The sequence below is a fragment of the Leptolyngbya iicbica LK genome (assembly GCF_004212215.1).
In the GTDB taxonomy this organism is placed as follows: domain Bacteria; phylum Cyanobacteriota; class Cyanobacteriia; order Phormidesmidales; family Phormidesmidaceae; genus Halomicronema; species Halomicronema iicbica.
This window is the reverse complement of sequence record NZ_QVFV01000002.1, coordinates 371,387-397,833: the sequence shown is the minus strand read 5'-3', so window position 1 is coordinate 397,833 and position 26,447 is coordinate 371,387. Positions and strand designations below refer to the sequence as shown.

The window sequence follows — 26,447 nt, the reverse complement described above, 5'->3', positions numbered from 1 at the left end:
AGTTCTCTTTTCACTGAAGCATTTAGCGGATTTTCTACACATGTCGTTCCACAGATCGTCACAGAAATCACGGAGCTCCCAGAGAACTCGCTCAGCAAACGTACCGACAGCAAGCAAATAATTACTCAAAAGCCCATGGTAAAGCCTGCATAATCACTTAAATCCTGAAGTTGCGCTTGCAAAAAGAGACGAAGAATTGGCTCTCATTTATCTTTTGAGAAATGCTTATCGCATTATCCGTGGATTTACATGAATGTGTGATGTTTCTTGGTCAAAGCATCAGACAGATATCCGTAAGTTTTCTCCTGTGACTAAGGCAATGAGATTGCGAAACTGAATTCAAGTAAATGAAATCAACTTATTCAATTCGAGGAGCAACAAAATCATGGTCTTACGAGTTCCTGCAATCGGTTTAGCCGCAATGGTAGCGACAGCTGGCACCCTGACTGTTGCTACGGGTGCTCACGCTAACACCTCAGCCCCCGACTATAGCGAGTTTACGAATAGTAGTGTGGTCACGAAAGGTGGCATCTCTGCCAGAATCACGACTGGCTTGGCCGAGGGAAAAGAGGGTTCAACCGGCGGAGCTTTTTCTGATTTCTCCCATTTAGTTGACCTAGTTGAAATTAACTTTGACGCTAATATTTCATTTGATAGCGGTAAATATTACTCCAACGGTTTGACCTTTAGCGCAACTGCAAAGGGCGGATTTGGTAGTTCGGGCACCAATATCAAGGCTGATAATTGGGCACCTGCTAATCCCTTTGACTATGATCCATCCAACTCCAACTTGCAGAAAAATAAAACTAACTATCTTGCAGTATTTAAAGGCAATAGTGTTGAGGTGAGCCTGGGGCAGACGATGAATTATTTTGGGATTAACTGGGGAGCCCTGAGCAATGGTAACCGGTTCATCCTTAAGAAAGATGGTCAAGAAGTGAGTCGCTTTGAGTATTCGGATATCAATCCAGTCGCTCCGATTTTTGCTAAGCACCAGAACGGTCACTTAAATGGTGGTAAGGGCGAAGGTAATGCCTATCTGCACTTTTATGCTGACGATGCGACTGGGCTGTTTGACTCCCTTGTTATCGAGCAGACGACTGGTGGTGGTTTCGAAGTTGATAACTTCTCCTATATCGCAGGGAATAAAGGCTTTGACTGGGAAACTGAGTCGGTGCCGGAACCAGGTATGTTGCTGGGGCTGCTGACTTTGGCCGGAGTTGTGACGTATAAGCGCTACAGCTAGCCTGCTGAGCAGAATAGTTAAGAAAGGGGGCGGTTAGCTGCTGCTAGCCGTGTTCTACGCATTAACTTTCACTTATCCACCCGACAAATTCCTGAGAAGGGATTGCCGGGTGGATATTTTATTAGTCGTTATTGACTCAAAAGAGCCTGGCTAGATCCGATCGGTCAATAACCGGGCCGGGCCAGATAAACGATCCGTTGACGCCCCAATTCAACATCACCAATTCAATATCGACAGAGATAGGCGGGATTCCGGTGGACTTGAGTCGGTCACTGGGCCGAGTGAGCTAAAGATAGACGGATTGCACGAGTTGGTTTTTACCGTGGCTTTTAACGTCGTACATGAGTTTGTCAGCGGCGGCTAGGGCCGCATCAGCAGACTCTGGTGCCTGCAAAAAGGTAATGGCTCCGATGCTGAAACCGATTGACACGGTTTGAGTATGCGCAAGATTTGTCAGCGCCGCAAACAGTCGTGACAGCAGGTGACTGGCCTGTGCCTGATTGGTTTGCGGTAGGAAACAGGCAAACTCATCCCCCCCTAATCGTGAAGCGTAATCGCTACTGCGCAGGGTTTGTGCCAGGACTGTGGCGATCGCTTGCAACAGCTCATCCCCCGCCGCATGGCCACAGCGATCGTTGACCGCCTTGAAATTATCCACATCTAAATACACCAGCGTAAAAGGTAAACCGTAGCGGCCAGAACGCACAATCTCTTGAGTCAGCCCCTCGGTAAACGCTCGCCGATTGAGCAGCCCCGTCAAAAAGTCGGTGCGGGCAAGCTGTTGCTCTTGACGGTAGCTGGCTTTGAGGGCCGCCAGCAGAAACACCACTAGCCACCAAAAGGCGAGGCGCACTCCCGTATTCCAGATTAAGAACAAGAGCGTCGTATCGGGCGTTGCGCGACTGGCTTCGGCGATCGCCCATAAGCTGGCGGCTACCCCCCCAGCCCAGTAGCCTGCTTTGATATTGAAATACCAAGCCAAGATCACGATCGGCAGCGTATAGAAAATCGAGAGGCCCAAATTTATCCGAATGGTGTAGTCAACTAACCAAATCGTGAACATCACCAACGCATTGCCGACAACATGTTGCCAGGCTGCACGTTGATAAAGCCACTGACTGATCTGAGGTTGCACAAATTTCATACGGCTGACAGCTCTGGAGTAATTGGGGCCATCCCAAAGAGGACTGAGTAACTTTGCTCATGGTGGGCATTCATGATTCCTGAGCAATGTAAGGTTTGGCAGCGCCGCCCTCAACTTTTCGAGATTTTTATCATGCCCAATTGCCTAATTAAACTGTGATGCCAAGGGCTGGACGTGGTGATATTTCCAAATACAGGCCCAAGTCTTAAGAATTTGGGCAATTCAACCGTAAGGCTGATTGCGCAACGGCGAATCAAATTTCCGTTTATAGTCTGGACGTACTGATTGAGAAGGACTATGGCAACCGATAAGACTGAAGTCGCGATCGCGCTGTTAATCCGCGAAGGGCAATTTCTCTTGCAGCTTCGAGACAATATTCCCACTATTGTGTATCCCGGTCACTGGGCCTTTTTTGGCGGTCATATTGAACCCGGCGAGACCCCAGAAGCCGGCGTGTGGCGAGAAATCAAAGAAGAAATCGACTACGTGCCGCCTTACCTCAACCGATTTACCCGATGGGAACATCAAAATATCGTGCGCCATGTGTTTTACGGGCCACTGGTAGTGCCGCCCGAGCAGTTACAGCTCAACGAAGGCTGGGATTTGGGCCTGTGGACAGAGGCTGATATTCAGCGAGGGAAAAAGTTTTCGCTAGTGGCCAATCAGGTTCGCCCCCTCGGCCAACCGCACCGAATGCTACTGTTGCGGTTTTTGGCAACCCATCCACAAGCCCTACGAGGGGAATAGTGCTGTCAGAAAGCTCGGAACAGCTCCGGTTCACTTGCGGGAACCATCCCCAAGGGCAACGATGGGCAGAAAAGGTATCGTTACAGGGAAAATACCGATACGCCTGCTCAAATCCCCGCACATCAGCACCATAAAAAGCAGCCCCATCAGAATCTGACAGGGCTGGAGACGCAGTTAGGAGGTATCTTGACTCCAAAGATAGAGGCAAGGATTGAAAACTTGCGACTATTTAAGACCAATTTAAGGACTCGTAAGAGAGTGAGTTGCAAATGTTTATATTGCGGCCTCAAAAGTAGTCAGATTGACCAATTGATGTTGACCGTTCGGTTTGCCCAGGCAGAGTATTGATTCAGATTTAAGTTTGCAAAAAAAATACTGTTATCAATGAACAATCAATACGATTTGACAATCAACACTCGTTTCCCTTGTCAGAGTAGAAATATACAGTTTGTTGACCGCAGATCGGGAGGTCATTATGGCGATCGCCACTACCAACCCAACCAATGGCAAATGCCTGAAAACGTTTGACTCCCTCAGTTCGGCGGCGATCGCCGACCGCATTGACCGAGCTCAAACCGCATTTGCACAGTATCGTCACACCTCGTTTCAACAGCGGGCGACTTGGTTGCAGTTTGTCGCCGATATTTTAGAAAACAATAAGCAAGCCTATGGCGCGATTATGACCCAGGAAATGGGGAAACCAATCAAAAGTGCGATCGCTGAGGTTTCTAAATGTGCTTGGGTTTGTCGCTTTTATGCCGAGCAGGGGGCGGAGTTTTTGAAAGATGTACCGGCCATTACCGACGCCAGCCAGAGCTTTGTGCGGTACCAGCCCCTGGGCATTGTGCTCGCCGTCATGCCGTGGAATTTTCCGTTCTGGCAGGTCTTTCGGTTTGCGGCACCAACTCTGATGGCCGGTAATGTCGCGTTACTGAAACATGCGTCCAACGTGCCTCAGAGTGCCTTGCTCATTGAGGAGATTTTTCGTAAAGCCGGACTGCCAGCAGATGTCTTCCAAACCTTGTTGATTGGGGCCGATGCCGTGGCGGAAGTCGTGACCGACGATCGCGTTAAAGCGGCGACCCTCACCGGCAGTGAACCGGCGGGGGCCGCCTTGGCCGCGCTGGCGGGTAAACAGATCAAACCCACGGTATTAGAGCTGGGCGGCACTGACCCCTTTGTGGTGATGCCCAGTGCAAATCTGGATGAGGCGATCGCCACGGCGGTGACGGCGCGCATGTTGAATAACGGCCAATCCTGTATTGCAGCCAAGCGATTCATTTTGCATGAGGCGATCGCCGATGAGTTTTTGCAGGGACTGACCGCCAAATTTCAGGCGCTGAAGGTGGGCGATCCGACCCTGATTGATACCGATGTTGGTCCTCTGGCGACTCCCGGCATTCGAGACGAATTGGCCGCCCAGGTCGATACCTGTCGTGAGCAAGGAGCTAAAGTCCTGGTGGGTGGCGACGTTGCCGCCCTGACCGCCACCTTGCCGCCAGCATTGCAGGCTGGCTACTTTTATCCCCCCACGATTTTGGCCGATATTCCCCCTGGCACCCCTGCCGATCAAGAGGAATTCTTTGGTCCAGTAGCGCTGACCTTTCGGGTACCGGATATCAATGCAGCGATCGCCCTGGCAAACAGTACGCCGCTGGGCTTGGGCGCTAGCGCCTGGACGCAAGATGCCGATGAGTGCGATCGCCTCGTTGACGAACTCGAAGCGGGAGCCGTCTTTATCAATGGCCTGGTGAAGTCTGACCCACGCCTCCCCTTTGGCGGCATCAAGCGATCGGGCTATGGCCGCGAACTGGGCCGCGAGGGCATCTTGGCCTTCGTCAATCAAAAAACCGTCTGGATCAAATAAGTCGGTCGGCTCAAACAATACCGCTCTCGTAGGCTGGGTAAAGCCCTGCGAACCTGGCTTCGCTAGTGTGCAGAAACCCAGGGAGAGAGCGATTTTGGGGCCGCAGCCAGCATCAACATCGAACGACGCTTAACTAGGTCTACCGACTTAGAACATCGAACGGATTAACCCGCATTAGGAGTCACAGGGAATGAATACTGCCGAGCTACTCGTGCAATGCCTCGAAAATGAAGGCGTCGAATATATTTTCGGCGTCCCCGGTGAGGAAAATCTCGCCGTTCTGCAAGCCTTGAAAAAGTCCTCCATTCAGTTCATCACCACGCGCCATGAACAAGGGGCCGCCTTTATGGCCGACGTGTACGGGCGGCTAACGGGCAAAGCCGGCGTATGTCTATCGACCCTGGGACCGGGAGCCACCAACTTAATGACCGGCGTCGCCGATGCCAACCTCGATCGCGCCCCTCTGGTGGCAATTACGGGACAAGTCGGCACCGATCGCATGCACATTGAGTCGCACCAGTACCTTGATTTGGTGGCGATGTTTTCCCCAGTGACCAAGTGGAACGCCCAAATTGTGCGCCCCAGTATCACACCCGAAATCGTCCGCAAAGCCTTCAAACTGGCCCAGACCGAAAAGCCCGGAGCCGTCCACATTGACCTGCCGGAAAATATTGCCGACATGCCCGTCGAGGGGGCACCACTACGGCGTGACGGGCGCGAAAAATCCTTCGCCTCATTCCAAAGTATTCAGCAGGCCTCGGTGGCCATTTCCCAGGCGACCAACCCGCTCATTCTGGTGGGCAACGGGGCGATTCGGGCCGAGGCCAGCGACGCCCTCATCCAGTTCGCCACCGAGCTGAATATCCCTGTGGTCAATACGTTCATGGGCAAGGGGGTGCTGCCCTACACCCATCCTTTAGCACTGTGGACCTTTGGCCTGCAGCAGCGCGACTTCATTTCCTGCGGCATCGAGCGGGCCGACTTGATCATTGCTGTCGGCTATGACCTGGTGGAATATTCCCCGAAAAAGTGGAACCCGGAGGGCGACCTGCCGATTTTGCATATCAATTCCACCCCGGCGGAAATTGACAGCAGCTACATTCCCCGCACAGAGGTGGTGGGCGATATCGCCGACTCCCTGGAAGAAATTTTGAAGCGGGTGAACCGTGAAGGGCGTCCCGACCCCATCAATGTCAAACTGCGAGACGAAATTCGGGCCGACTATCAGCGCTATGCCGATGACTACGGCTTCCCGGTCAAGCCCCAAAAGCTGATTTACGACTTGCGGCAGGTGCTCGGGCCAGAAGACATTCTGATCTCTGACGTGGGAGCGCACAAAATGTGGATTGCCCGCAACTACCACTGCGATCGCCCCAACACCTGCCTCATTTCCAACGGCTTTGCTTCGATGGGCATCGCCATCCCGGGGGGCATCGCTGCAAAGCTTGTGCATCCGGCCCGCAAGGTGGTGGCAGCCACCGGCGACGGCGGCTTTATGATGAATTGCCAGGAACTAGAAACGGCGCTGCGATTGGGCACCGCTTTCGTCACGATCATCTTTAACGATGGTGGCTACGGCCTGATTGAGTGGAAACAGCACAATCATTACGGCGAATCCAATTTCGTCCACTTCACCAATCCCGATTTTGTGAAATTCGCGGAGTCCATGGGCCTCAAAGGATATCGGGTGGAGTCGACCGAAGACCTGATGCCGACCCTCAAAGAAGCCCTGGAGCAAGATGTCCCCGCCGTCATCGACTGCCCCGTCGATTATCGAGAAAACCTCTTGTTCAGCCAGCAAACCCGCGATTTAACGTGCTCCATTTAAGGCACCCATATTTTGGTCATGCCCTCAAGTAACTGACCAGGAAACACGGCATCAAGACTGAGCAGTGTGAACAGCACAAAACTGCTGCTCCCCTTGCAGAGAGTCGTTGAGGGTATTCCCGTTGGGTAACTGAGTAGGTGATTTTTGGGATGAGTGAGATACATCCCAAAAAAGGCTCGTTGGATATCTCCCTAAGGAGAGAAATAACGTAGGGGTTCGCAGTCGTTGCTCTACCGCCATGATGCAGCCCTGCCATGACACCAGTTTTCATGGCAGGGCTAACTCCTTAAGGCTTCAATGCAGCCTGTGAGGGATTCATTTCCCCCCTCTACTATCTTGTCGAGGCTTATTTCAGACCCAACTTCAAAATCATCAACCTTCCAAATCTCACACTGGGTTGTTCGATAAAGGCATGAAGCAATACAGCAAGCACAGTTGAAAATAGCGATGTGAGTAGAAAAATGATCATAGGAGTCAAAAATCTACTCACATTCAAGAATGCATTATCCTCTACTGGCATATTGAGCAAAGAAGTATTCTGAGTCCATTTAACAAAGACGGGAATCAACGGCATATGAATAAGATAAATGCCATAGCTATATTTTCCAACTAGCCTGAGAAACTTATTCCTCAAAATACTCAATAAAAATAGTTCCTTTTCGTTTTCAAACACAAAATGATGAGAGAAAGCAATGATAAGACACGACATCACCCCAAAGAAATCTACATTTTTCCAAGAATAGTTTGTTACGAGAGGGGAGTCTGCCCCTAACAGTAGGGTGGCTACATCTCGGTTGAAACAGCAGAAAAATACTAGCAATGAGATTGAAATAAAATTCAAGGTATTGTAGCTTTTATGACTTCTGAACGTATAGAAATTCTCCGTCATAAGCAGAGCTGTCAAAACTCCAAACAGGAAAACAGAAACATAGTGCGTTATCCGTAGTGAGACTGGCAAACCAGCCGTAGCTGTAACAATTAAATTTGAGGCCAAGAGGTAAGCGATCAGAAAAATAGCCGATACTTTACCCAAATTAGATCTCTTTAAGCTTAGAGGGGCAAGAAGGATGGGTAAGATTATATAGAAAAGTAATTCTTGCCTAACTGCCCATAGATAGTTTCCCGTGTCTTCATAGCGAAAGGAAATGGTCATCAGGAAGCTATCTAGATCATTTTTGAAGACGAGCATTGAGAAGAAAATTACAAAAATGAAAGAGGGGATAATCCTGAAAAAACGCTTGATATAGAAAGCCAAAATCAGGCGTGGACTCCAAAATCCCCTGATGAGAACTTGTCGCGTGAGAAGATAACCGCTAAGGGCAAAAAAGATCCACACACCGGCAGCTCCGTGCCCTGGAAAAGGCCAAACCCCGGTATGGGAGAGGACAACAATTAAAATAGCGATCGCCCTTAGACCATCTAGTTCAGGAATGTGATGTTCTATTGTTTTGGCAGAATCTTGGTCGGGCAATATCGGCGAAGTAGCACTGATATTAGAAGCAGGGGTCGTCATTATTGTTAAGACTGTCGAGGTTGGCCATTGCCATCATGGTGACAGTATCTTAAACAGTGCTCTCAGTGTTAGTAAAGGTATGGCACAACAACGGTTTAGGTTTTGTTTGCGCTGGACTGTGGCGACCACAGCAGCGATCGCCCTTTGCAATCCCCTCGGTATCGTCGGCTTGTTTGGGGGGCCGATCGTGTTGGCGATCGCCCAGGGGTGGGCCATGCGTCCGTATTGGCCGCACTATCGCTGGTGGGGCTTGGCGACCATCATTGGCGGCTACTGCGCCATTTTTCTGTTGGTCGGACTGGTGTTGTTATCGCGCTGGCCGGTGTTTGTCATGGTGTTTGTGTGTGGGGCGATCGCTGCGGTGCCTCACACATTAGTCCTGCGTTACTATCGCCAGCGCGGGTGGCCGTGGTGGCCGTTGATCAATGCGGGGATTCTCACTGTCAGTCTGTTCTGGTTTATGCCCGACATCATCAACGCCTCAATTTATGGCAATAGCCGCGTCTCGTGGGCATGGTTGGCCATGGCGACACTGACGGGCCTGATCGGTGGCAGCCTCAAGGGCTTGGCCGTGGCCCAAATGCTCAAACCCCGCTAGGCCGCGACAACAAATCATCTCAACCATCTGGATATATGACGCCATTGCGTCGATACTGGCTCACTTCAGCAGCTTGACAGCCCTCTCAAAGCTGTCGACGATCGCGCTGGGACACCCCCTGGCGCGGGCAAACTGTCAATTTTCTTTAGCATCGACGGCAACCAAACACAAAATATGATGTAAGTTAGACAGGAACGATAATCATTCTCAATTCGTTCAAGTTCTACTTGCTGTTGATGTTGCCTCAAGGACAATCAGTCATGTCTGGATGGAAATGGTCAGCCCGCCTATCGCGAACGGTCTGGGTTACTGTAGGCGCGATCTCCCTGGGTTTGGGCAGTTGCGCCGCGCCCACAACGACCAACGAAGCCGAATTGCCAGAGTCGGAAGTGACCGCTGCCCCCGAAGATGTCTTGCAAATCGTGACGACCATTTTGCCGATTACCCAGTTCACTAACGCGGTGGCAGGCGATCGCGCCGAGGTGGTGCAGTTATTGCCGACCAATGTCGGTCCCCACGACTACCAGGCCAAACCCGGAGATGCCCAAGCGATCGCCAATGCCGATGTGCTGGTCAAAAACGGGTTAGAGCTGGAATCCTTTTTGGCTGACATGATCGAGAATGCGGCTAACGCAGAGTTGGCGATCGTTGATTCTAGTGTTGGGGTCGCGACTCTGGCGAGTCTGGATGAGCATGGTCACGATCACGCGAAGGCAGACGATCACGACCATGGCGAAGAGGGACACGACCACGATGATGAAGGGCATGACCATGATGAAGAAACGGCCCACAGTCACGATCATGGTGAATTCGATCCACACATTTGGCTTGACCCCAAGCGGGCGATCGCTCAGGTAGAAAATATCCGCGATGGGCTGATTGCCGCTGACCCCGAGGGGGCAGCTGAGTATACGGCCAATGCGGAGGCGTTTATTGCTGAGCTACAAGCCCTGGATGCTGATATAGCTGAAAAGTTAGCCCCCTTCGCAGGGCGAACCTTTGTTGTCTTCCATGATTTCGCCAGTTACTTTGCTGAAAGTTACGGCTTGGAATCGCAATTCTTGGTGGGCATTCCGGAAGAAAATCCTTCCCCAGAAGATGTGAAGCGAGTGATGGAGACGGTGCAGGCGCAGGGCCTGAAAACCATCATGACCGAACCCCAGGCGAGCCAGACTTCCTTCGATGCGATCGCGGGCGACTTGGGAATTACCGTCAGCGTATTTGATCCAGTGGCGACGGGAGAGGCTACCGCCACGCAGCCCGATCATTACCTCACCACCATGCGCCAAAATGCTGACAATCTAGTAGTGAGCTTCGAGGCGTCGAGTCAATCCTGGCTGCCCCAGTGGACAGCCGCATCAATGGTGAGGGAGCCGCAATGGGTTGAGTTGCGATTTTGAGCGATCGCCCGAATACAACCTTCGCTACAGTTAATTGATTGCCAAGACTGTGGCCGTAGGTCCCAGAGATGAACTTGACTAATTGACTCAGGAGTTGGCGTTTGAACGAGCCGGTATTAGTGGTGCAGGGGTTAACGGTATATCGCGAGACCCACCCCGCCGTGCAGGAGGTGTCCTTCACGATATCGGCGGGTACCGATACCGCGATCGTCGGCCCCAACGGCGCGGGCAAAAGCACCCTGATTCAAGCGGTGTTGGGCATTTTGCCGCATCAGTCGGGACAGATCTTGGTCATGGGTCATGTGCTCTCTGAGCGGGGCTACCTGCCTCCGGCGGTGCGCCAGCAGATTGCTTACCTGCCGCAAAACTCATTGTTCGATCGCCGCATCCCCATCACCGTGTCAGAACTGGTGGGCCTGGGGTGGGATCAGGTCGGTTTGCAACTGCCGTGGGTCGGCGGTCGGGCGCGGCGGCAGGCGGTGCGTGCGGCTCTGACTAAGGTGGAAGCCTGGCATTTGCGCGATCAATTAGTCAGCGGTTTGTCAGGGGGAGAAACGAAGCGGGTGCTATTGGCCTACTGCTTGGTGCGACCGCGATCGCTGTTGATTTTGGACGAAGCGCCGGCGGGCCTGGATGTGCGGGGAGAGTCGGAGTTTTACCAATTGCTGCATCAGCTCAAGCAGGAGCAAGGGTGGGCGATTTTGCAGATTTCCCACGACCTGGATATGGTGCGCCGCAGTTGCGATCGCGTGCTCTGCATCAACCGGCGGCTCTTATGCCAAGGTCCCCCAGATCATGCCCTCGCCCCCGAACAATTGTCTTTGGCCTACGGGCCAGATTTTGTGCCTTATCATCACCACCATCAAGGGAGTGGGCAGCCGGGCAGCCGGGAATGGGATTATTGACTCTTCTGAAGAGCTCGCAGGAGGGCACGCAGCAACTTACCAGTAGATTCGCACTGGGCGAGAATCGGTTGTGATGTCTTTGTTGTGATCAGTTCAACCCGCAAGGCAAGTAGAAGATGGGTTTCTAACTCCTTCAAAGAACCCTGAGCAATCCGAAGAAATCTAATATAGTCATTTCGATACTCGCGTCCGTAGCCTTCAGCGATGTTAGCCGGAACTGAAACCGCAGCTCTCCGAATTTGTGCAACCATGCCATAGACTTCTTCTTTGGGAAACGTTTTTGTGAGGCGATAGCAACCTTCGGCCAACGCCATCCCTTGCCGCCAAACTTCTAAATCACGATACGACTGAATTTTTCCCGCCACTATCCCACTTCCCCTCAAAACCCGCTTGTCTTTTCCTGATTTTTCCCATCCTGGACTCCCTATCCCCTAATCCCCATTGCCCTCATGCAAACTGAATTCGCCCGCGTCATTGAACTCTTTCAACTGCCCTTTATGCAGCGTGCCCTGATGGGCGGCGTGTTGACTGGGCTCATGGGGGGCTTACTGGGCAGTTTTACCATCCTGCGGCAACTCTCTTTCTTTAGCGATGCGTTGGGCGAGTCAGCCCTGCTGGGCATTGGCATTGGCTTGTTGCTGGGCCTTGACCCTTCTTGGGTGCTGTTGCCCTTTGCCGTGGTGTTTGCTCTGGCGGTGGCCTACTGTTTAGAACGCACCCGCCTCTGGACGGACGCTTTATTGAACATTATTTGTTCGTCCTCTCTGGCGCTGGGCATCATCCTGCTCAGCTTTCGAGACGAGTACCAAGGGGGCATTAACAGCCTGCTGTTTGGGGATATTTTGGCGGTTCGCACGACCGACCTGATTTTTAGCGCCCTTTTGCTAGGGGTCTGCGCCGGATTCATCGGCTTAACCCTGCGATCGCAAATTCTCCTCACCCTGCACGAACCCATGGCCATCTCGCGGGGGGTCAACGTCCGTGCTCAGCGCACTGCCTTTATCGTCTTGCTGGCGTTGGTGGTGGGCATCTCGATCAAAGCGATCGGGGTGTTATTGATTAGCGCCTTTGTGGTGATTCCCGCCAGTGCGGCGCGCCTCCTGAGCCGTCAGTTCACCCACTACATTCTGATGTCCGCTGGTTTAGGAGCCATCAGCGCAGTTATCGGCATGCTGATGTCAGCCCTGTTTGACCTGCCCTCTGGCCCCAGTATTGTGACGGTGCAACTGGGCATTTTTTTACTCGCCGCGTTGATTCCCACCGCTCGGGCGATCGCGCCTTAATCACGCGATCGTTCCCCTACGGACCCGCTGCTCACTGGCATCAATTTCACCCTGATGGAAGGCCAAATCAGTACCGCTTAAATCAAACACAATCAAACCGGCAAGATTTCGGTTGAGCATCTCAAGGCCCAACTACAAATCAAAGGCTTTCACCCCTTCGGACTATGTTTCGAACTGTGTGATGTAAATGGTCAAGTCAAAGATGCGCATCACACCTACAGCTATCAAATAACATGACTACAACTCAACTAATTTTTAACGATTGAGCTAAGCGGACGCAGATGAACCTTGCTACTTTACAGACATCCTAATAGTCGTCCCGCTTCAGCGATTTGTTATGCTGTGCGGGATTGGGACAAAACTTACGACTTTGCTATTGACAGATCTAAATCCTTGCAGATATCCTCAGCGTCTTCCAGTCCCACTGAGAATCTGAATATACCATCGCCAGCATAGCTACGATAACTATTGACTTGAGCTTCAGTGAGTGCAAAGGATGTTTGAAGTATCTCATCTGTTGGAACGTAGTAAATAAGACTGCACTGATGACCTAGAGAAACAGCATAGTGAATAGTCTTTAGATGCTTAGCAAAAGCTTGTGCTATTGAAAGAGGCTCAGAGGTCTGAAACGCAATCATTCCAGAAAAATTACGCATTTGCTGTTTTGCTAGTTCGTATTGCGGATGAGATGGTAAACCGGGATAAATCACACGCTTAACTTTGGGATGCTCCTCAAGGAAGCGTGCAACTTTAAGTGCATTGTCCTCATGAGCTTTCATTCGTATAGGCAAAGTAGTTATGCCTCTCATGATGAGCCAAGCATTAAACGGGCTGATGACACCTCCCAAGTGGATCACTAAATCACGCAAATTTGAAATTTCATTCCTTGAACCGATGACAGCACCACCAATAGCATCGCCGTGCCCACACAAATATTTGCTCAGAGAGTGAATAACAAAATCAACACCCAATTCAATTGGTCTTGTTGCAACAGGCGTAGCAAATGTTGAATCAACAGATACTTTTGCTCCAGCAGCACAAGCAATATCCACTATTGATTTGATGTCAGTTAGTCTGACAATTGGGTTGCAAGGTGTTTCGATGTGAATCAGTTTTGTTTCTGGAAGCACTGCATTTTGCACAGCCGTAAGATCTGTTGTATCTACCCTTGTCACCTTGATCCCAAGGCTAGGAACCAGACCTTTCATTAGTTCTGCTGCACCTACGTATGCAACGTCGCTCATTATTACGTGATCATCAGGCTTAAGCAGATAAAACATAAGAGCTGATATAGCAGCCATGCCACTGCCAAAAGCGGCACATGCCTCAGCATTTTCTAAGGCTGCTAATTTCTTCTCAAGGCGTTGAACTGTTGGATTTCCCTCACGTGTGTAAAAAAAAGCTTCCTGCTCTTCTACGTTTTCGGGAGAAAAAGGAGTTGTAGCATCTTTCACAACGAAAGATGAAGCCATCACAATACTAGGTGAGGACGCATGAGTTGCGCTATCAGGCTCAGCTCCTGCATGAATCGCCGTAGTTTGCATTCCTTGAGAGACATAACTATTATTTGTGGCCATCAAATAAAACCCTCGATCCTTTTTGACATTAGCCCTGAATCATCAGCTCATAGGCACTTTATATCATCCTCGTCCTGAACGCTAATAGGAAAAGTATCGTTGCCTCCTTACCAAAATCTGTACCGCATAACTATTAATTAGAGTGAACCGTTCTGCATAACACCCCAAATTCGCCGATTAGGTGGAAAAAGTTCTGCCTATCTACCCGATTTAGATGATTAGGTAGAAAAATGTCAGCCCAATCACCCGATCAAGGTAAATAGGTGGAATGCTTCTGCCTAATACTCCTTATTTATAGCGATGCACTAGCGAGGGAGGACAAAGTCTTCAAATTCTATTTATGAAAAGTAAGGCCACGGGGCAGCGGGGCGAATGCTGTCAGCTTCATTTTCATAGGTCAATGCGAGTAGCGCCATGCGATCGCCCTACTATTTCACATCGGGTATATGGGTGGAGGCTTTGCTGTCAAGCACATTTTGTTGACTCAAGACCACTTCTTGATGAGTGAGTTCGCCATCGGGTCTGGCGCGGTATTTGTCTAACCCAGACAGCACAAAGGGGTGGTCATACAAGAACAACGTGCCGTCACCAAAATGCGCGAGAGCAGGGCCGTCATCGCGATTGATGGGACTGAGTTTGTTGGTCAAGAACGTCCACTTCTCGCAGAGTTGTGCGCGGATCATCTTGCTCAGACCGCTGAATGTAGTTGACCTTCAGCTCCTCTAGCAGATCCGACAGTAGTGCCTGCAATTCCTCGGAATTGGCGTGGGTCTGGAGCTCTTGGCCGAGGGCCTGGCGAAACTCGCGACTAAGCTGATCGAGCAGCACGCGCCCTTCATCGTCGGTGTAAGAGTGGGCCAGCACATCCACACTAGCTTGAGCTAAGTAGTCAGCCACCCCGTCAACAGCATCGCCGGGCAGGCTGTCGAAGCCGGGCAATTGTCGCAGCCCCGTGTAAACGTCGCCCCCTAACAAAGCCTGCCGCAAACTATGGCGCAAGAGCTGTTCCAGATCCGGTTTAACGGTGGGCATGACCCGCAAAACAATGACCTGCACCAGGCGATCCGTAATTTGATCTAATTTGGCCGGGTCGCCAATGCGGGTGTATGCAGCATCAGGCTGGCGGGGATTGAGCAGCGCCCCCGATCGCACCGTGGTTTGGGTTTGGTTAATTAACCGCACCATGGCAAATTTAGAGACGCGATCGGCCAAATAAGCCGCTGGTTCGTGGGTCACCTGGCCAATCAAATTTTCCACATTGAGTAGATGTGTACGATGGCACCGCACCGCTAGGGGCAGTAATCTGAGCCAGCGCCAAAAGGGCAAGAGCAGCGGCAATTCATACCAACGACGCGCCAGGGCAACCCCCCAGCTAATATCAGGATCGCGGCGGCTAATGATGAGTGTTCTGATGAGTAATTCGACTGCAAAAAAGATGACAAAAATAACATCGATTCGCCAAAACTCATCCACAAATTGTCCTGTGGGTAAGGTTTGGCGAAAGTAATTGCGCTGCAACAACGGCACAAGTTGCATGTCGATAAATTGCTCTGCGGTCGGCCACCCGATGTCTTGCCAGTAGTCCGCTTGCCAAAACTGTTGAAAGGCGCGATCGGCTGAATTGATGTCGGTGAAATCCTGAATCCGGCGCTTGAGTCGGGCAAATGTGGTGATCTGACCCGAAGCTAAGTAAGGATTCTCGTCGATTAGGGTGGTACTCTGCTGACGAAGATCAGCTAACAGGGTCTGAGTTGCAGGATCATTCAAACCCTCACTTTCTAGCGTCGTTCTAAGGGTAGAAATATCTTGTAAATAGTCCTGAGTGACGGGATGCGGCTCAATGCCCTTGAGCGGGTCATAGAGCTTAACTAGACCCGGCAAGTAAACCTGATAAACATGCCGCAAGGGTACATAAGTCAGGTTGAAGAATACTAGACATAGATTGACTGCGATCGCGATTGTGGCCGCTTGAGACCAGCGCCTGCCCCAACGTTCCAAGCGCAAACCAGTTGGTCTTTCAATGACTTGTGACTGGACTTCTTCAACTGATTCCATATTTCAATAATTGAAAATCTTTCTTATAGGAACAAATATCAAATGTTCCAGTTTCTTTGAACTGGTTTTGTGGAATGGGCTCTTTCCGACTCGTAATTCCAGCGCTAAGCCACTCTAAAACCTAAACCAAAAGATACTCAAAAAGATATTTAACTGAAGTAGCAAAAATAGATTTTTGACTGAGTTAATAATACAAGAAAGCATTTCATGCTTAATCCCTCATCTGATAGAGACTCGCAAAGAATCCCTGCTCATAGGCTTCAGGACAAGTTGTACTTGTATACGGCCAATTTGTATACGGCCAAATCTAAACATGATTGGGGACGTCAAATCTCTCTCTTTTAGATAAACCAATTGATAGATGCGACAGCAGTAAATATCTTGATAAAAATGCTTCAAGTCTTTTCAAACCAGTAATTCGGCACGAGGAAGTGTTGAGCGCTTTCTGATGACTACTAAGAGGTGTTCTAATACGGCAATTTCTGTGACTGGGCTTGCAGAGGGTTGCAGTCATTGAGTTGTCGGCCTGAATCGATGTCCAACCACGATCGCTGACGCCACCTCATTCAATTCCTGGTCAGAGACTTGCCGAAATCGCCAACGATTATGGATTCTCCTCCCCACCTCCCCGGACCTTCTTTGCCACCGACTCGCGCTCATGACCTGCCCCCCGCCGCCGAACGTGTAGCCAAAGCCATCAGTCGAGTGGGTCGGGCCAGCTTCTGGGGACATCTAGTGGCCGCTGCCGTGATGGTGGCGCTGTTGGGGTTAGCGATTATCAGCCGCTCTATTGATGATGGCGATCGCACCCTGTGGGTTGGGTTGTCACTGGTGACGGCGATCGCCAGCTTCATCACAGTGCTGCTGGCCATTTGGCTGGCGTTTCAGTTAATTCGCAGTGCCAAGCGCCTAGCGCTGCCCTACATGGAGCCAACCCCTCGACCCGACGATATCAGTCAGCGTGTGGCATTGACTTTTCAGGTCAGCTTTATTGGTTTAGGTATTGGCCTCTTTGGCACCGAACTCAGTGCCGTATCCCTACTGGCCAAAACGCTGACTCATCCCCAGGGCGCAGCCCTGTATTCCCCCGATAGCACTCTGCGCGTGCTAGACGTGATGGTCATTCTCATCAACGGTGGCCTCGCGTTGACCCACTTTTGCGGACTCGCGGCCTACGGTTGGCTGCAGCAAAAAGTGTTAGTCAAATCGTCCTAGAACGTCGGCGCAGAGACCCGGTTTCTACGCTTAGCAAGGCCAAATCTCGTAGGCGCACCGACAAAGCAACCGGGTTTCTCTCAATCCTGAATCGATGCTCTGGTGCCCTTAACGCCCCCACTCACCTACCCACCCACTCACCTACCGTTCTCCCCCGTAATTACCATGCCCGATCAATCCTTCTGGACCCTCTACAGCGAAGCCGTCCTCACCTCCCTCAGCTACTTTTGGAAAGCGCTGTGGGCCTTCATCTTGGGCTATGGCATCAGCAGCATGATTCAGGTATTTGTGACCCGCGATCGCATGCAACAAGCCATGGGTGAAGCGGGACGTGGCAGTGTGGCGTTGGGGGCGTTCTTCGGCTTTATTTCCAGCTCTTGCAGCTTTGCCGCCCTCTCCACCACCAAATCGCTGTTTAAGAAAGGGGCCGGATTTGTCCCAGCGATGTCCTTTTTACTCGCTTCCACCAATCTGGTGATCGAACTGGGCATTATCATCGCCGTCTTTTTGGGCTGGCAGTTTGTGGTTGGGGAATATGTCGGTGGCATTTTGCTGATCCTGTTCGCCTGGCTCGGCTATCGGTTCACCCGTCCCAAACAGATGATTCGCAAGGCTCGCCATCGCCTCAACGATCGCGAAGGCAGGGATGACGGCAGCGCCCAACAGACCGACTGGCAACACAAAATCCAGACGCTTGACGGGTGGCGACAGGTCGCCCGTCAATACTTCATGGAATGGGGCATGGTCTGGAAAGATGTGACGGTCGGATTCACCATTGCCGGAATCATCGCCGCCTTTGTCCCCCCCGTCTTTTTTGAAACGCTGTTTATTGGGGCGGGGCAAGATAGCAGCACCCTCAGTTTTTTCGCCGTTTTACAGAACGTGATCATTGGCCCGATCGCCGCATTCTTCACTTTTATTGGCTCCATGGGCAACATCCCATTGGCGGCCATTCTCTATAACAACGGGGTTAGCTTCGGTGGCGTCATGGCCTTCATTTTTAGTGACCTCGTTGTGTTGCCCGTGATTCGCATCAATGCCAAATATTACGGCTGGAAGATGGCACTGTACATTTTGGGCTTGCTATTTGGCTCTTTGATTGCCACCTCATTAGTGCTGCATTATGGCTTCTCACTATTGGGCATCTTGCCGGAGAGCACTGGCGGCACCGCTAGCAATGAAAATCGATTTGCGATCGACTATACGTTCTTTCTAAATCTTCTATTTTTGGCGGTTACTGGTGGTTTGGCGTGGTTGAAATTTACCGGCGACGCGAAAGGGCATCACCACCATCACCACGGCGACAAAGGCAGCGTTGAACAAATCTTGTTCTGGCTCGCGATGGTCTCTTATGTTTGGTTGGTCGGGGGGCTGGCGACCAGCTATTTTCTGGTGTAGTTGCCGTCGATCGCTAGCCTGCAACTGGATACCGCACCGAGCAAAGTTCTCATCCAGCGATCTCCCCTGGCGGTTTCCCCTTTGCCAACAGCGCCCAAACCACCCCAAACTGAGCGCTTCCTTTAACCCCTTGTATTGTCAGTAGAACCGCAATCTAGAGCACCCAATAGTCATCAATTAGGTTCACGATAAACTTTGGCGAAGAAAAATTGATCTTTATCTAAAGCCTGAGCCGCTTTATCAAAGACCCACGCTAGTGTTGACCTAATGCAGTCAGAGCTTAATGAAGTCTGTTGCCGCGATGCCACCAACGATTCCCGGTATTGTCACTAGTTCGGTTACGTAGCAGTTCATTTTCCTTAACGACATCAGCGATTGGAAACTGAGTTTAGTGAACTGCATCAGCGATCTGTAAATTCCTCACAACGTCTAGTCAGAGTCTTGATCAATCTTTCCTGAATGGGAGCTTTTGTCCGCGCCGCACCCTTTATTAAGGCAACACTTTTTGGTCGGTACTGAATACTAGATGGCGCATCGATTTTGCTCACAAAAGCCTTTTTTTATCAATATTCATGCCGATTTTACGTCTAGCATTCCGCAGGCAGATTACTTAATTGACGCCAATCTTGTGGACCATGGTGAGTTTTTCTCTGTCGTCTGACCGCTAGTCGTTAGCTCTTACAGCACTCAACCGCAACTCATAGGAGCATTCACTCAATGTTTGACCAATGGATCGGGTTTGAATCTGGGGCTTGGATGAAAACGATTGATGTGCGTGACTTCATCCAGGCCAACTATACCCCTTATGACGGGGATGCGACCTTTCTCACGGGGGCGACGCAGCGCACTCAGGACTTGTGGCATCAGGTGCTGGCGCTGATGAATGAGGAGCGCGATCGCGGCATTTTGGCGGTGGATACGGCTCAACCCACCAGCATTACGGCCCATGCGCCCGGTTATATCGACCAGACCCTAGAGCAAATTGTCGGGTTGCAAACCGACCAACCGCTGAAGCGGGCCATTATGCCCTTGGGCGGTATTCGCATTGTGAAAAAGTCGCTGGAAGCCTATGGTTATCAGCTCGACCCGGAAACGGAGAAGATTTTTACCCAGTATCGCAAGACCCATAACGACGGCGTGTTTGACGCTTACACCCAGGAAATGCGACTGGCGCGGCACTCGGGGATTGTGACGGGATTGCCCGATTCTTACGGGCGGGGGCGCATCATTGGTGATTATCGGCGGGTGGCGTTGTATGGCCTCGATCGCCTGGTAGACGACAAAAAAGCCCAGCAAAAATCCCTGGAAGTGGCCGCCATCACGGAAGACGTGATTCGCCTGCGGGAGGAAATCTCGGAGCAGATTCGGGCCTTGCTGGAACTACAGCAAATGGCGGCGGCGTATGGGTTTGACATCAGTCGACCGGCCGCGAATGCGAAGGAAGCGATTCAATGGCTGTACTTTGGCTATCTGGGGGCGGTCAAAGAACAGAACGGGGCAGCGATGTCGCTGGGGCGCGTCTCGACCTTTTTGGATGTGTACTGCGATCGCGACCTGCAGAACGGCGTCTTCACCGAGGCCGAAATTCAGGAGTTCATCGACCACTTCATCATGAAGCTGCGGATGGTGCGCTTTTTGCGCCCGCCCCAGTACAACGAGCTGTTCTCGGGCGATCCCACCTGGGTAACGGAATCTATCGGCGGCATGGGGGCCGATGGTCGCGCCCTGGTCACGAAGAACAGTTTCCGCTTCTTGCAGACCCTGTATAACCTGGGGCCAGCGCCAGAACCCAACCTGACGGTGCTGTGGTCGGAACGGTTACCCATGGGCTTTAAGCAGTTTTGCGCCCAGGTTTCCATCGACACCAGCTCCATTCAGTACGAAAATGACGACCTGATGTGCGGCTACTACGGCGACGACTACGGTATCGCCTGCTGCGTCTCCGGAATGCGCATTGGCAAACAGATGCAGTTTTTTGGCGCGCGGGTAAACCTGGCGAAGGCACTGCTTTACGCCATCAACGGCGGCAAAGATGAAAAGTCGGGCGAACAAATTGGCCCGGCCTACGTACCTGTGACCACAGACGTGCTGAACTATGACGACGTGATGGCGAAATATGACCTGATGCTGGACTGGCTGGCCCAGGTGTATGTCAACACGCTGAACGTCATCCACTATATGCATGACAAGTATTGCTACGAGCGGCTGGAGATGGCCCTGCACGATCGCGATGTGTATCGCACGATGGCTTGCGGCGTGGCGGGACTGTCCGTGGTGGCGGACGCGCTAGCGGCGATCAAGTTCGGCCAGGTGCGGGTGATTCGCAACGAGGCGGGGCTGGCGGTCGACTACGACGGGCAAACGGACTATCCCGCCTTTGGCAACAACAATGACGACGTGGATGCGATCGCGGCGGCACTGGTGGAAACCTTTATGAACAAAATGCGGCAGCATTCCACCTACCGTCAGGCGGTGCTTACCCAGTCCATTCTCACCATCACCTCTAACGTGGTGTACGGCAAAAAGACGGGCAGCACCCCCGATGGTCGTAAGGGCGGCGAGCCATTCGCGCCAGGGGCGAATCCCATGAGCGGGCGCGATACCAAAGGGGCGATCGCGGCGATGGAGTCTGTCGCGAAACTACCCTACGAGCACGCCCAGGACGGCATTTCCTACACGTTCTCCATCGTGCCTCGCGCCCTGGGCAAAACCCCGAGCGATCGCATCCAAAACCTGGTGAGCCTGCTGGATGGCTACGTCCACAACACCGGCCACCACATCAACATCAACGTGCTGAACCGCGAAACCCTGCTGGATGCCATGGAGCACCCGGAGGAATATCCCCAACTGACGATTCGCGTTTCTGGCTACGCGGTGAACTTCATCAAGCTCAGCCGCGAGCAGCAGCAAGACGTGATTAGCCGCACCTTCCACGAGCACATTTAACCGCCCCCAATCCCCCGTCGGGGCGAGGCATTCTGTGAATATCGTTGCTTTTGCCCCGAAATGTTGCTGCCAGAATGCCTCGCCCCTACCCATCCACCCATCCACCCACCCACTCCTCTATGACCACTGGACGTATCCATTCCATCGAAACCTGCGGCACGGTAGACGGGCCGGGGCTGCGGTTTGTCATTTTCACCCAGGGCTGTCCGCTGCGGTGTCTTTACTGCCACAACTCCGATTGCCATCCGCCCGATGGGGGGCGCGAAGTTTCGGTGGATGAGCTGATGCAGGAAATCCAGCGCTATCGCAGCTATCTGCGTCAGGGGGGCGTCACGGTGACCGGGGGCGAACCGCTGATGCAGCCGGAATTTGTGGCCGACATTTTTCAGCAATGCCAGGCGATCGGCTTACACACAGCGCTGGATACATCGGGATATGTGCCGATCGCGGCGGCTCAATCCGTCCTTGACTGTACCGATCTCGTGTTGCTCGACATCAAATCCTATGATCCCGATCTTTATCATTACGTTACCCAGGTCAAGCTGGAACCGACGTTACGCTTTGCTCAGTACCTGGCGACGATTCACAAGCCAACGTGGGTGCGGTTTGTGTTGGTGCCGGGGCTGACCGACCCCACCGACAACGTGGAAGGGCTAGCGCAGTTTGTGGCGACCCTGGGCAATGTCGAGCGGGTCGAAGTGCTGCCCTTTCATCAGCTGGGCGCTCATAAATGGGCGCAAATGGGCCACGATTACGCCCTCAAAGATACCCTGCCCCCCAGTTCCGAGTTGGTTGACGCAACAGTAGCGCGATTCACCGCGCGAGGATTGACCGCCATTGGTACTTAACCCGATCGCCCCATCCCCATTGGCTCACCGCATTAACGCCGCGATCGCGACGGTCGCCCTGAGTTTTCCCAGCCGTCAGTGGCGTGACCCACCGGCCTCGTGCGGTTCATTGCTATCACAACGCTCGCTTGCCCACCTTAAACTCACCTCGCTAATCCCTTGGAGACATTTATGACTGTTAATTCTCTCGAAACCCTCGAAACCTTAGTGGACCGTGTGAAAGCGGCCCAGGCTGAATACGCGACGTTTACTCAAGCACAGGTCGATCGCATCTTCCACCAGGCGGCCCTCGCGGCGAACACCAAGCGTATTCCCCTCGCCAAGCAGGCTGTTCAAGAGACGGGCATGGGGATCGTCGAAGACAAGGTGATCAAGAATCACTTTGCGTCGGAGATGGTCTACAACAAGTACAAAGATGAGAAAACCTGCGGCTTGATTGAGAATGAGCCCGGCTACGGCTTGCAGAAAATTGCCGAACCGGTAGGCATTCTGGCGGGGATTGTGCCGACCACGAACCCCACTTCCACCGCAGTGTTCAAAGCGTTGCTGGCGCTGAAGACCCGCAACGGCATCATCTTTTCGCCTCATCCTCGCGCCAAGGGCTGCACGAAGGAAGCGGCCAAGATCGTGCGGGATGCGGCAGTAGCGGCGGGCGCTCCGGCAGACATCATCGGCTGGATTGACGAACCCACGGTGGAGCTGTCCCAGGCGTTGATGAGCCATCCGGACATTAAGCTGATCCTGGCGACGGGTGGCCCCGGCATGGTGAAGGCGGCGTACTCGTCGGGGAATCCCTCTCTGGGCGTGGGCGCGGGCAATACCCCGGCAGTCATCGACAGCACCGCTCACATCAAAATGGCGGTGAACTCCGTCTTGATCTCCAAGAGTTTTGACAACGGCATGATCTGCGCCAGTGAACAGTCCGTGGTGGTGGTGGACGAAGTCTACGACGAGGTGCGGGCGGAGTTCATCGAGCGGGGCGCATACCTGCTCAACGATGACGAGAAGGACAAGGTGCGCCAGATCATTCTCAAGAATGGGCGGCTGAATGCGGCGATCGTCGGCCAGTCTACCGCCCAACTCGCGGAACTCGCTGGGATCACCGTTCCCGAAGGCACCCGCGTACTCATCGGCGAAGTGTCGGACATCAACACCGAAGAACCGTTCGCCTATGAAAAGCTGTCGCCGATTCTCGCCATGTATCGCGCTCCCGACTTTGGCCATGCAGTGGAGATGGCAGCAGCCCTGATCCGCTTCGGCGGCATGGGTCACACGTCCGTGCTGTACACGAATCCGGCACAGCACGACCACATTCAGCACTTTGAGGAGCAGATGACCACGGCGCGGGTGTTGATCAACACGCCGTCTTCCCAGGGGGCGATCGGGGATCTGTACAACTTCAAGCTGGACCCCTCGCTGACGCTGGGCTGTGGTTCCTGGGGCGGCAACTCGGTGTCCGGCAACGTCGGGCCGCAACACCTGCTCAACATCAAGACGGTGACGGAGCGGCGGGAGAACATGCTGTGGTTCCGCATTCCGCCGAAGGTGTACTTCAAGTTTGGCTGTCTGGCGACAGCGCTGAAGGATATTCAGGGACGGCAGCGGGCGTTCATCGTGACTGACAAGCCGCTGTTTGACCTGGGCATGTGCGATCGCGTTACCCAGGTCCTCGAAGACATGGGCCTCCGCTATGAGGTGTTCCACGATGTCGAGCCGGATCCCTCGTTGGATACGGTGATGCGCGGCGTGGACGCGATGAACAAGTTTGAGCCGGATGTGATCATTCCCGTGGGCGGCGGTTCGCCGATGGATGCGGCCAAGATCATGTGGCTGATGTATGAGCATCCGGAGACGGACTTCGAGAGTCTGGCGATGCGGTTTATGGACATCCGCAAGCGGGTGTATGAGCTGCCGCCCCTGGGCGATCGGGCTATCCTGGTAGCGATCCCCACGACATCGGGCACAGGCTCGGAGGTGACGCCGTTCGCCGTGGTGACTGACAACCGCACCGGGATGAAGTATCCCCTGGCGGACTATGCCCTGACGCCTCATATTGCGATCATCGATCCGGAACTGGTGCTGCACATGCCCAAGGCGCTGACGGCGTACGGTGGCTTGGATGCCCTGACCCACGCGATCGAGGCGTATGTCTCGGTGCTGGCGTCGGAGTTCACCAACGGCCAAGCCCTGGAGGCGATTCGCCTGATCTTTAAGTACCTGCCGAGCGCGTATGAGAATGGCGCGAAAGATCCCAAGGCGCGGGAGAAGGTGCACTATGCGGCGACGATGGCGGGCATGGCCTTTGCCAACGCTTTCCTGGGGGTCTGTCACTCCCTGGCCCACAAGCTGGGTTCGACGTTCCATGTGCCCCACGGTCTGGCGAATGCGCTGCTGATCTCCCACGTCATCCGCTACAACGCGACGGATGCGCCCTTTAAGCAGGCGATCTTCCCGCAGTACAAGTACCCCAATGCCAAGTACCGCTATGCCCGCATCGCGGATCACCTGGGGCTGGGTGGCGACACTGAGGAGGAGAAGGTGGAGTTGCTGATTGCGGCGATCGAGGATCTGAAGCATCGCCTCAATATCCCCGACAGCATCCACGATGTGATCCCGGAGGTGGACAAGCGCTTCTACGCGGAGGTGGAAGAAATGGCGGAAAACGCCTTCGACGACCAATGCACGGGCGCAAACCCCCGCTATCCGATGATCAAGGAGCTGAAGGAACTCTACCTGCTGGCCCACCGGGGTTGTCGCATTGATGCGGCGATGTACAACCAGGATGACTCAGAGGCCATTCAAGAAGCGGTCAACGCTTAATTGCTAATTGGGTCTGAAGTTTGAGGAGCGATCGTCTCAGAAATGGGGCGATCACTTTTACTTTTGTCCACACAATGGCTCTAAACCGATTCCGGATCAATCCCCAACTCTCTCAACTTCTCTGCCAAACGTTCTGCCCGTGATTTTTCTTGTTCTGCCCGTTCCGTTGCTTGGTTTGCCCGTGCAGCTTCTTGGGCGATGCGCTCTTCGGGGGTGGTCAACCGTTGCCCGGTCTCGTCGTACCAGTAGAGCCACTCTCGCTCTCGGCCTAAATACGTGCCTCGCTCTCGCCCCAAACCCAGCCCAATTTTCGGCAACCACACTGGATTTCCCGCTAGCTGCTGATACTCACCCTCAATGAGTTGATAAATCTCTAATGGTTGACGCTTGCGACGCGGGGAGCCATCGGGCAAATACACCACGTAATACTCAATCCCCAGATCCTCATACAGCTTTTTCTTGCGTTCGTACTCGCCACCATAGGTTTTAGAAACGACTTCCAGGGCCAAGATCGGGGGGATGTTGTCTTCTTCCCACAGCACGTAGCTCAGCCGTCCCCCTTCACCCACAAAGCGCTCCACGCCCAGGCTCAAAAATCCATCGGGGACGACTGCCGGGATGCTGGGGTTGAAGTAGATGCCCATATCTACTCCGAAGAACCAATCTCCCCGCTCCGACCAAATCATGGCCAAGATGGCTTCGAGCAAGTTGGGAATCAAATTCTGTAACTCATTATCCACTGGGGTATCGTCCGAGTCGGGTAACTCAGCAGAGGAGGGTAAGCATTGCCGGGGGTCGAACTGTAAAACCATAGTTGCCGCGAGTCGGACCAGTTGTTCTATTTTAACGACTGGGGCGGTTCCAGATCAGGCTTGAGTTTGGAGGAGCGATCGTCTCAGGAATGGGGCGATCGTTTCTCTTTAGCTAACTCCACGAATAATTGTAATATTCGTTGTTTGATAAGATTATGCTTCATACAGCCTTTTCCAGTCTCGTGAGATACACTTAGTATGTTTTGGAATTTGCTAAGAGACAGGGATGAAAGCTTACTCTATCG

General features: G+C 52.8%; 20 protein-coding genes. 13 read left to right on the top strand and 7 right to left on the bottom strand.

The features are described from left to right. Positions 1-385 precede the first annotated feature (385 nt). A complete protein-coding gene (locus tag DYY88_RS08840) occupies positions 386-1,246 on the top strand; it encodes a PEP-CTERM sorting domain-containing protein (protein WP_130199376.1) in 861 nt (286 codons plus the stop codon). Between the two features lie 286 nt (positions 1,247-1,532). Here DYY88_RS08840 and DYY88_RS08835 read toward each other — a convergent pair whose 3' ends face one another. After that, positions 1,533-2,390 carry a GGDEF domain-containing protein gene (locus DYY88_RS08835; RefSeq protein WP_039728418.1) on the bottom strand — a complete coding sequence of 286 codons (858 nt, stop codon included), beginning with the start codon at positions 2,388-2,390 and terminating at the stop codon, positions 1,533-1,535. Between the two features lie 297 nt (positions 2,391-2,687). Here DYY88_RS08835 and DYY88_RS08830 point away from each other — a divergent pair, with 297 nt between their 5' ends. The 3 genes from DYY88_RS08830 (at position 2,688) to DYY88_RS08820 (ending at position 6,832) form a co-directional block, all read left to right on the top strand. Beyond that, positions 2,688-3,137 (top strand): NUDIX hydrolase, encoded by a 450-nt coding sequence (locus DYY88_RS08830; protein WP_039728419.1) that lies wholly within the window; start codon positions 2,688-2,690, stop codon positions 3,135-3,137. A gap of 475 nt (positions 3,138-3,612) precedes the next feature. Further along, positions 3,613-5,004 (top strand): NAD-dependent succinate-semialdehyde dehydrogenase, encoded by a 1,392-nt coding sequence (locus tag DYY88_RS08825; RefSeq protein ID WP_039730235.1) that lies wholly within the window; start codon positions 3,613-3,615, stop codon positions 5,002-5,004. A 190-nt stretch (positions 5,005-5,194) separates the two neighbouring features. Continuing rightward, on the top strand, positions 5,195-6,832 hold the full coding sequence (locus tag DYY88_RS08820; protein ID WP_039728421.1) for an acetolactate synthase large subunit: 1,638 nt from the start codon (positions 5,195-5,197) through the stop codon (positions 6,830-6,832). Positions 6,833-7,178: 346 nt separating this feature from the next. On the opposite strand, the gene DYY88_RS08815 is transcribed toward DYY88_RS08820, so the two are convergent. Continuing rightward, complete coding sequence (locus DYY88_RS08815) at positions 7,179-8,345, bottom strand: acyltransferase family protein (protein WP_039728422.1); 1,167 nt, start codon at positions 8,343-8,345, stop codon at positions 7,179-7,181. Positions 8,346-8,463: 118 nt separating this feature from the next. Here DYY88_RS08815 and DYY88_RS08810 point away from each other — a divergent pair, with 118 nt between their 5' ends. The 3 genes from DYY88_RS08810 to DYY88_RS08800 all read left to right on the top strand — a co-directional run bounded on the left by DYY88_RS08810 (position 8,464) and on the right by DYY88_RS08800 (position 11,248). Beyond that, the gene (locus tag DYY88_RS08810; RefSeq protein WP_130199375.1) at positions 8,464-8,943 is read left to right on the top strand and encodes a hypothetical protein; all 480 of its coding nucleotides are present in this window, start codon (positions 8,464-8,466) and stop codon (positions 8,941-8,943) included. A gap of 260 nt (positions 8,944-9,203) precedes the next feature. Beyond that, the gene (locus DYY88_RS08805) at positions 9,204-10,343 is read left to right on the top strand and encodes a metal ABC transporter solute-binding protein, Zn/Mn family (RefSeq protein WP_039728424.1); all 1,140 of its coding nucleotides are present in this window, start codon (positions 9,204-9,206) and stop codon (positions 10,341-10,343) included. Between the two features lie 101 nt (positions 10,344-10,444). Further along, the gene (locus DYY88_RS08800; protein WP_044151348.1) at positions 10,445-11,248 is read left to right on the top strand and encodes a metal ABC transporter ATP-binding protein; all 804 of its coding nucleotides are present in this window, start codon (positions 10,445-10,447) and stop codon (positions 11,246-11,248) included. Here DYY88_RS08800 and DYY88_RS08795 read toward each other — a convergent pair. Then, positions 11,242-11,613: a four helix bundle protein gene (locus DYY88_RS08795; protein ID WP_242517591.1), complete on the bottom strand. Its 372-nt coding sequence runs from the start codon at positions 11,611-11,613 to the stop codon at positions 11,242-11,244. The genes DYY88_RS08800 and DYY88_RS08795 overlap by 7 nt on opposite strands. Before the next feature lie 84 nt (positions 11,614-11,697). Between DYY88_RS08795 and DYY88_RS08790 the strand changes: the two genes are divergently transcribed. Next, entirely contained in the window at positions 11,698-12,531 is an 834-nt protein-coding gene (locus tag DYY88_RS08790) for a metal ABC transporter permease (protein WP_039728425.1), read from the top strand. Between the two features lie 362 nt (positions 12,532-12,893). Here the strand turns inward: DYY88_RS08790 and DYY88_RS08785 are convergent, their stop codons facing one another. The 3 genes from DYY88_RS08785 to DYY88_RS08775 all read right to left on the bottom strand — a co-directional run bounded on the left by DYY88_RS08785 (position 12,894) and on the right by DYY88_RS08775 (position 16,163). After that, positions 12,894-14,108: a trans-sulfuration enzyme family protein gene (locus tag DYY88_RS08785; RefSeq protein ID WP_039728426.1), complete on the bottom strand. Its 1,215-nt coding sequence runs from the start codon at positions 14,106-14,108 to the stop codon at positions 12,894-12,896. Between the two features lie 428 nt (positions 14,109-14,536). Further along, positions 14,537-14,755 carry a hypothetical protein gene (locus DYY88_RS08780; RefSeq protein WP_044151350.1) on the bottom strand — a complete coding sequence of 73 codons (219 nt, stop codon included), beginning with the start codon at positions 14,753-14,755 and terminating at the stop codon, positions 14,537-14,539. After that, positions 14,721-16,163 carry a hypothetical protein gene (locus DYY88_RS08775; protein ID WP_052288566.1) on the bottom strand — a complete coding sequence of 481 codons (1,443 nt, stop codon included), beginning with the start codon at positions 16,161-16,163 and terminating at the stop codon, positions 14,721-14,723. The genes DYY88_RS08780 and DYY88_RS08775 overlap by 35 nt, the downstream gene beginning before the upstream one ends. 606 nt (positions 16,164-16,769) lie before the next feature. On the opposite strand from DYY88_RS08775, the gene DYY88_RS08770 reads away from it, so the two are divergent. The 5 genes from DYY88_RS08770 (at position 16,770) to adhE (ending at position 25,390) form a co-directional block, all read left to right on the top strand. Beyond that, a complete protein-coding gene (locus DYY88_RS08770; protein WP_039728427.1) occupies positions 16,770-17,378 on the top strand; it encodes a DUF3611 family protein in 609 nt (202 codons plus the stop codon). 165 nt (positions 17,379-17,543) lie between these two features. Then, positions 17,544-18,776, top strand: a complete 1,233-nt coding sequence (locus DYY88_RS08765; RefSeq protein ID WP_039728428.1) for a permease — start codon at positions 17,544-17,546, stop codon at positions 18,774-18,776. 717 nt (positions 18,777-19,493) lie between these two features. Then, positions 19,494-21,722, top strand: coding sequence for a formate C-acetyltransferase (gene pflB, locus DYY88_RS08760; protein ID WP_039728430.1), 2,229 nt, complete (start codon positions 19,494-19,496; stop codon positions 21,720-21,722). A gap of 119 nt (positions 21,723-21,841) precedes the next feature. Continuing rightward, positions 21,842-22,570 (top strand): pyruvate formate-lyase-activating protein, encoded by a 729-nt coding sequence (pflA, locus tag DYY88_RS08755; protein WP_039728431.1) that lies wholly within the window; start codon positions 21,842-21,844, stop codon positions 22,568-22,570. A gap of 171 nt (positions 22,571-22,741) precedes the next feature. Next, positions 22,742-25,390: a bifunctional acetaldehyde-CoA/alcohol dehydrogenase gene (gene adhE / locus DYY88_RS08750; protein WP_039728432.1), complete on the top strand. Its 2,649-nt coding sequence runs from the start codon at positions 22,742-22,744 to the stop codon at positions 25,388-25,390. A gap of 80 nt (positions 25,391-25,470) precedes the next feature. Here the strand turns inward: adhE and DYY88_RS08745 are convergent, their stop codons facing one another. Then, the gene (locus DYY88_RS08745; protein ID WP_039728434.1) at positions 25,471-26,202 is read right to left on the bottom strand and encodes a Uma2 family endonuclease; all 732 of its coding nucleotides are present in this window, start codon (positions 26,200-26,202) and stop codon (positions 25,471-25,473) included. Positions 26,203-26,447: the final 245 nt, after the last annotated feature.

Bases quoted from the DNA above. Each gene is read 5' to 3' on its own strand.
- DYY88_RS08790 (WP_039728425.1), top strand. From the start codon at position 11,698: ATGCAAACTGAATTCGCCCGCGTCATTGAACTCTTTCAACTGCCCTTT.
- DYY88_RS08820 (WP_039728421.1), top strand. From the start codon at position 5,195: ATGAATACTGCCGAGCTACTCGTGCAATGCCTCGAAAATGAAGGCGTC.
- DYY88_RS08805 (WP_039728424.1), top strand. From the start codon at position 9,204: ATGTCTGGATGGAAATGGTCAGCCCGCCTATCGCGAACGGTCTGGGTT.
- DYY88_RS08770 (WP_039728427.1), top strand. From the start codon at position 16,770: ATGGATTCTCCTCCCCACCTCCCCGGACCTTCTTTGCCACCGACTCGC.
- adhE (WP_039728432.1), top strand. From the start codon at position 22,742: ATGACTGTTAATTCTCTCGAAACCCTCGAAACCTTAGTGGACCGTGTG.
- DYY88_RS08775 (WP_052288566.1), bottom strand. From the start codon at position 16,163: ATGGAATCAGTTGAAGAAGTCCAGTCACAAGTCATTGAAAGACCAACT.
- DYY88_RS08825 (WP_039730235.1), top strand. From the start codon at position 3,613: ATGGCGATCGCCACTACCAACCCAACCAATGGCAAATGCCTGAAAACG.
- DYY88_RS08835 (WP_039728418.1), bottom strand. From the start codon at position 2,390: ATGAAATTTGTGCAACCTCAGATCAGTCAGTGGCTTTATCAACGTGCA.
- DYY88_RS08840 (WP_130199376.1), top strand. From the start codon at position 386: ATGGTCTTACGAGTTCCTGCAATCGGTTTAGCCGCAATGGTAGCGACA.
- DYY88_RS08745 (WP_039728434.1), bottom strand. From the start codon at position 26,202: ATGGTTTTACAGTTCGACCCCCGGCAATGCTTACCCTCCTCTGCTGAG.
- DYY88_RS08830 (WP_039728419.1), top strand. From the start codon at position 2,688: ATGGCAACCGATAAGACTGAAGTCGCGATCGCGCTGTTAATCCGCGAA.
- DYY88_RS08785 (WP_039728426.1), bottom strand. From the start codon at position 14,108: ATGGCCACAAATAATAGTTATGTCTCTCAAGGAATGCAAACTACGGCG.
- DYY88_RS08765 (WP_039728428.1), top strand. From the start codon at position 17,544: ATGCCCGATCAATCCTTCTGGACCCTCTACAGCGAAGCCGTCCTCACC.
- pflA (WP_039728431.1), top strand. From the start codon at position 21,842: ATGACCACTGGACGTATCCATTCCATCGAAACCTGCGGCACGGTAGAC.
- pflB (WP_039728430.1), top strand. From the start codon at position 19,494: ATGTTTGACCAATGGATCGGGTTTGAATCTGGGGCTTGGATGAAAACG.
- DYY88_RS08815 (WP_039728422.1), bottom strand. From the start codon at position 8,345: ATGACGACCCCTGCTTCTAATATCAGTGCTACTTCGCCGATATTGCCC.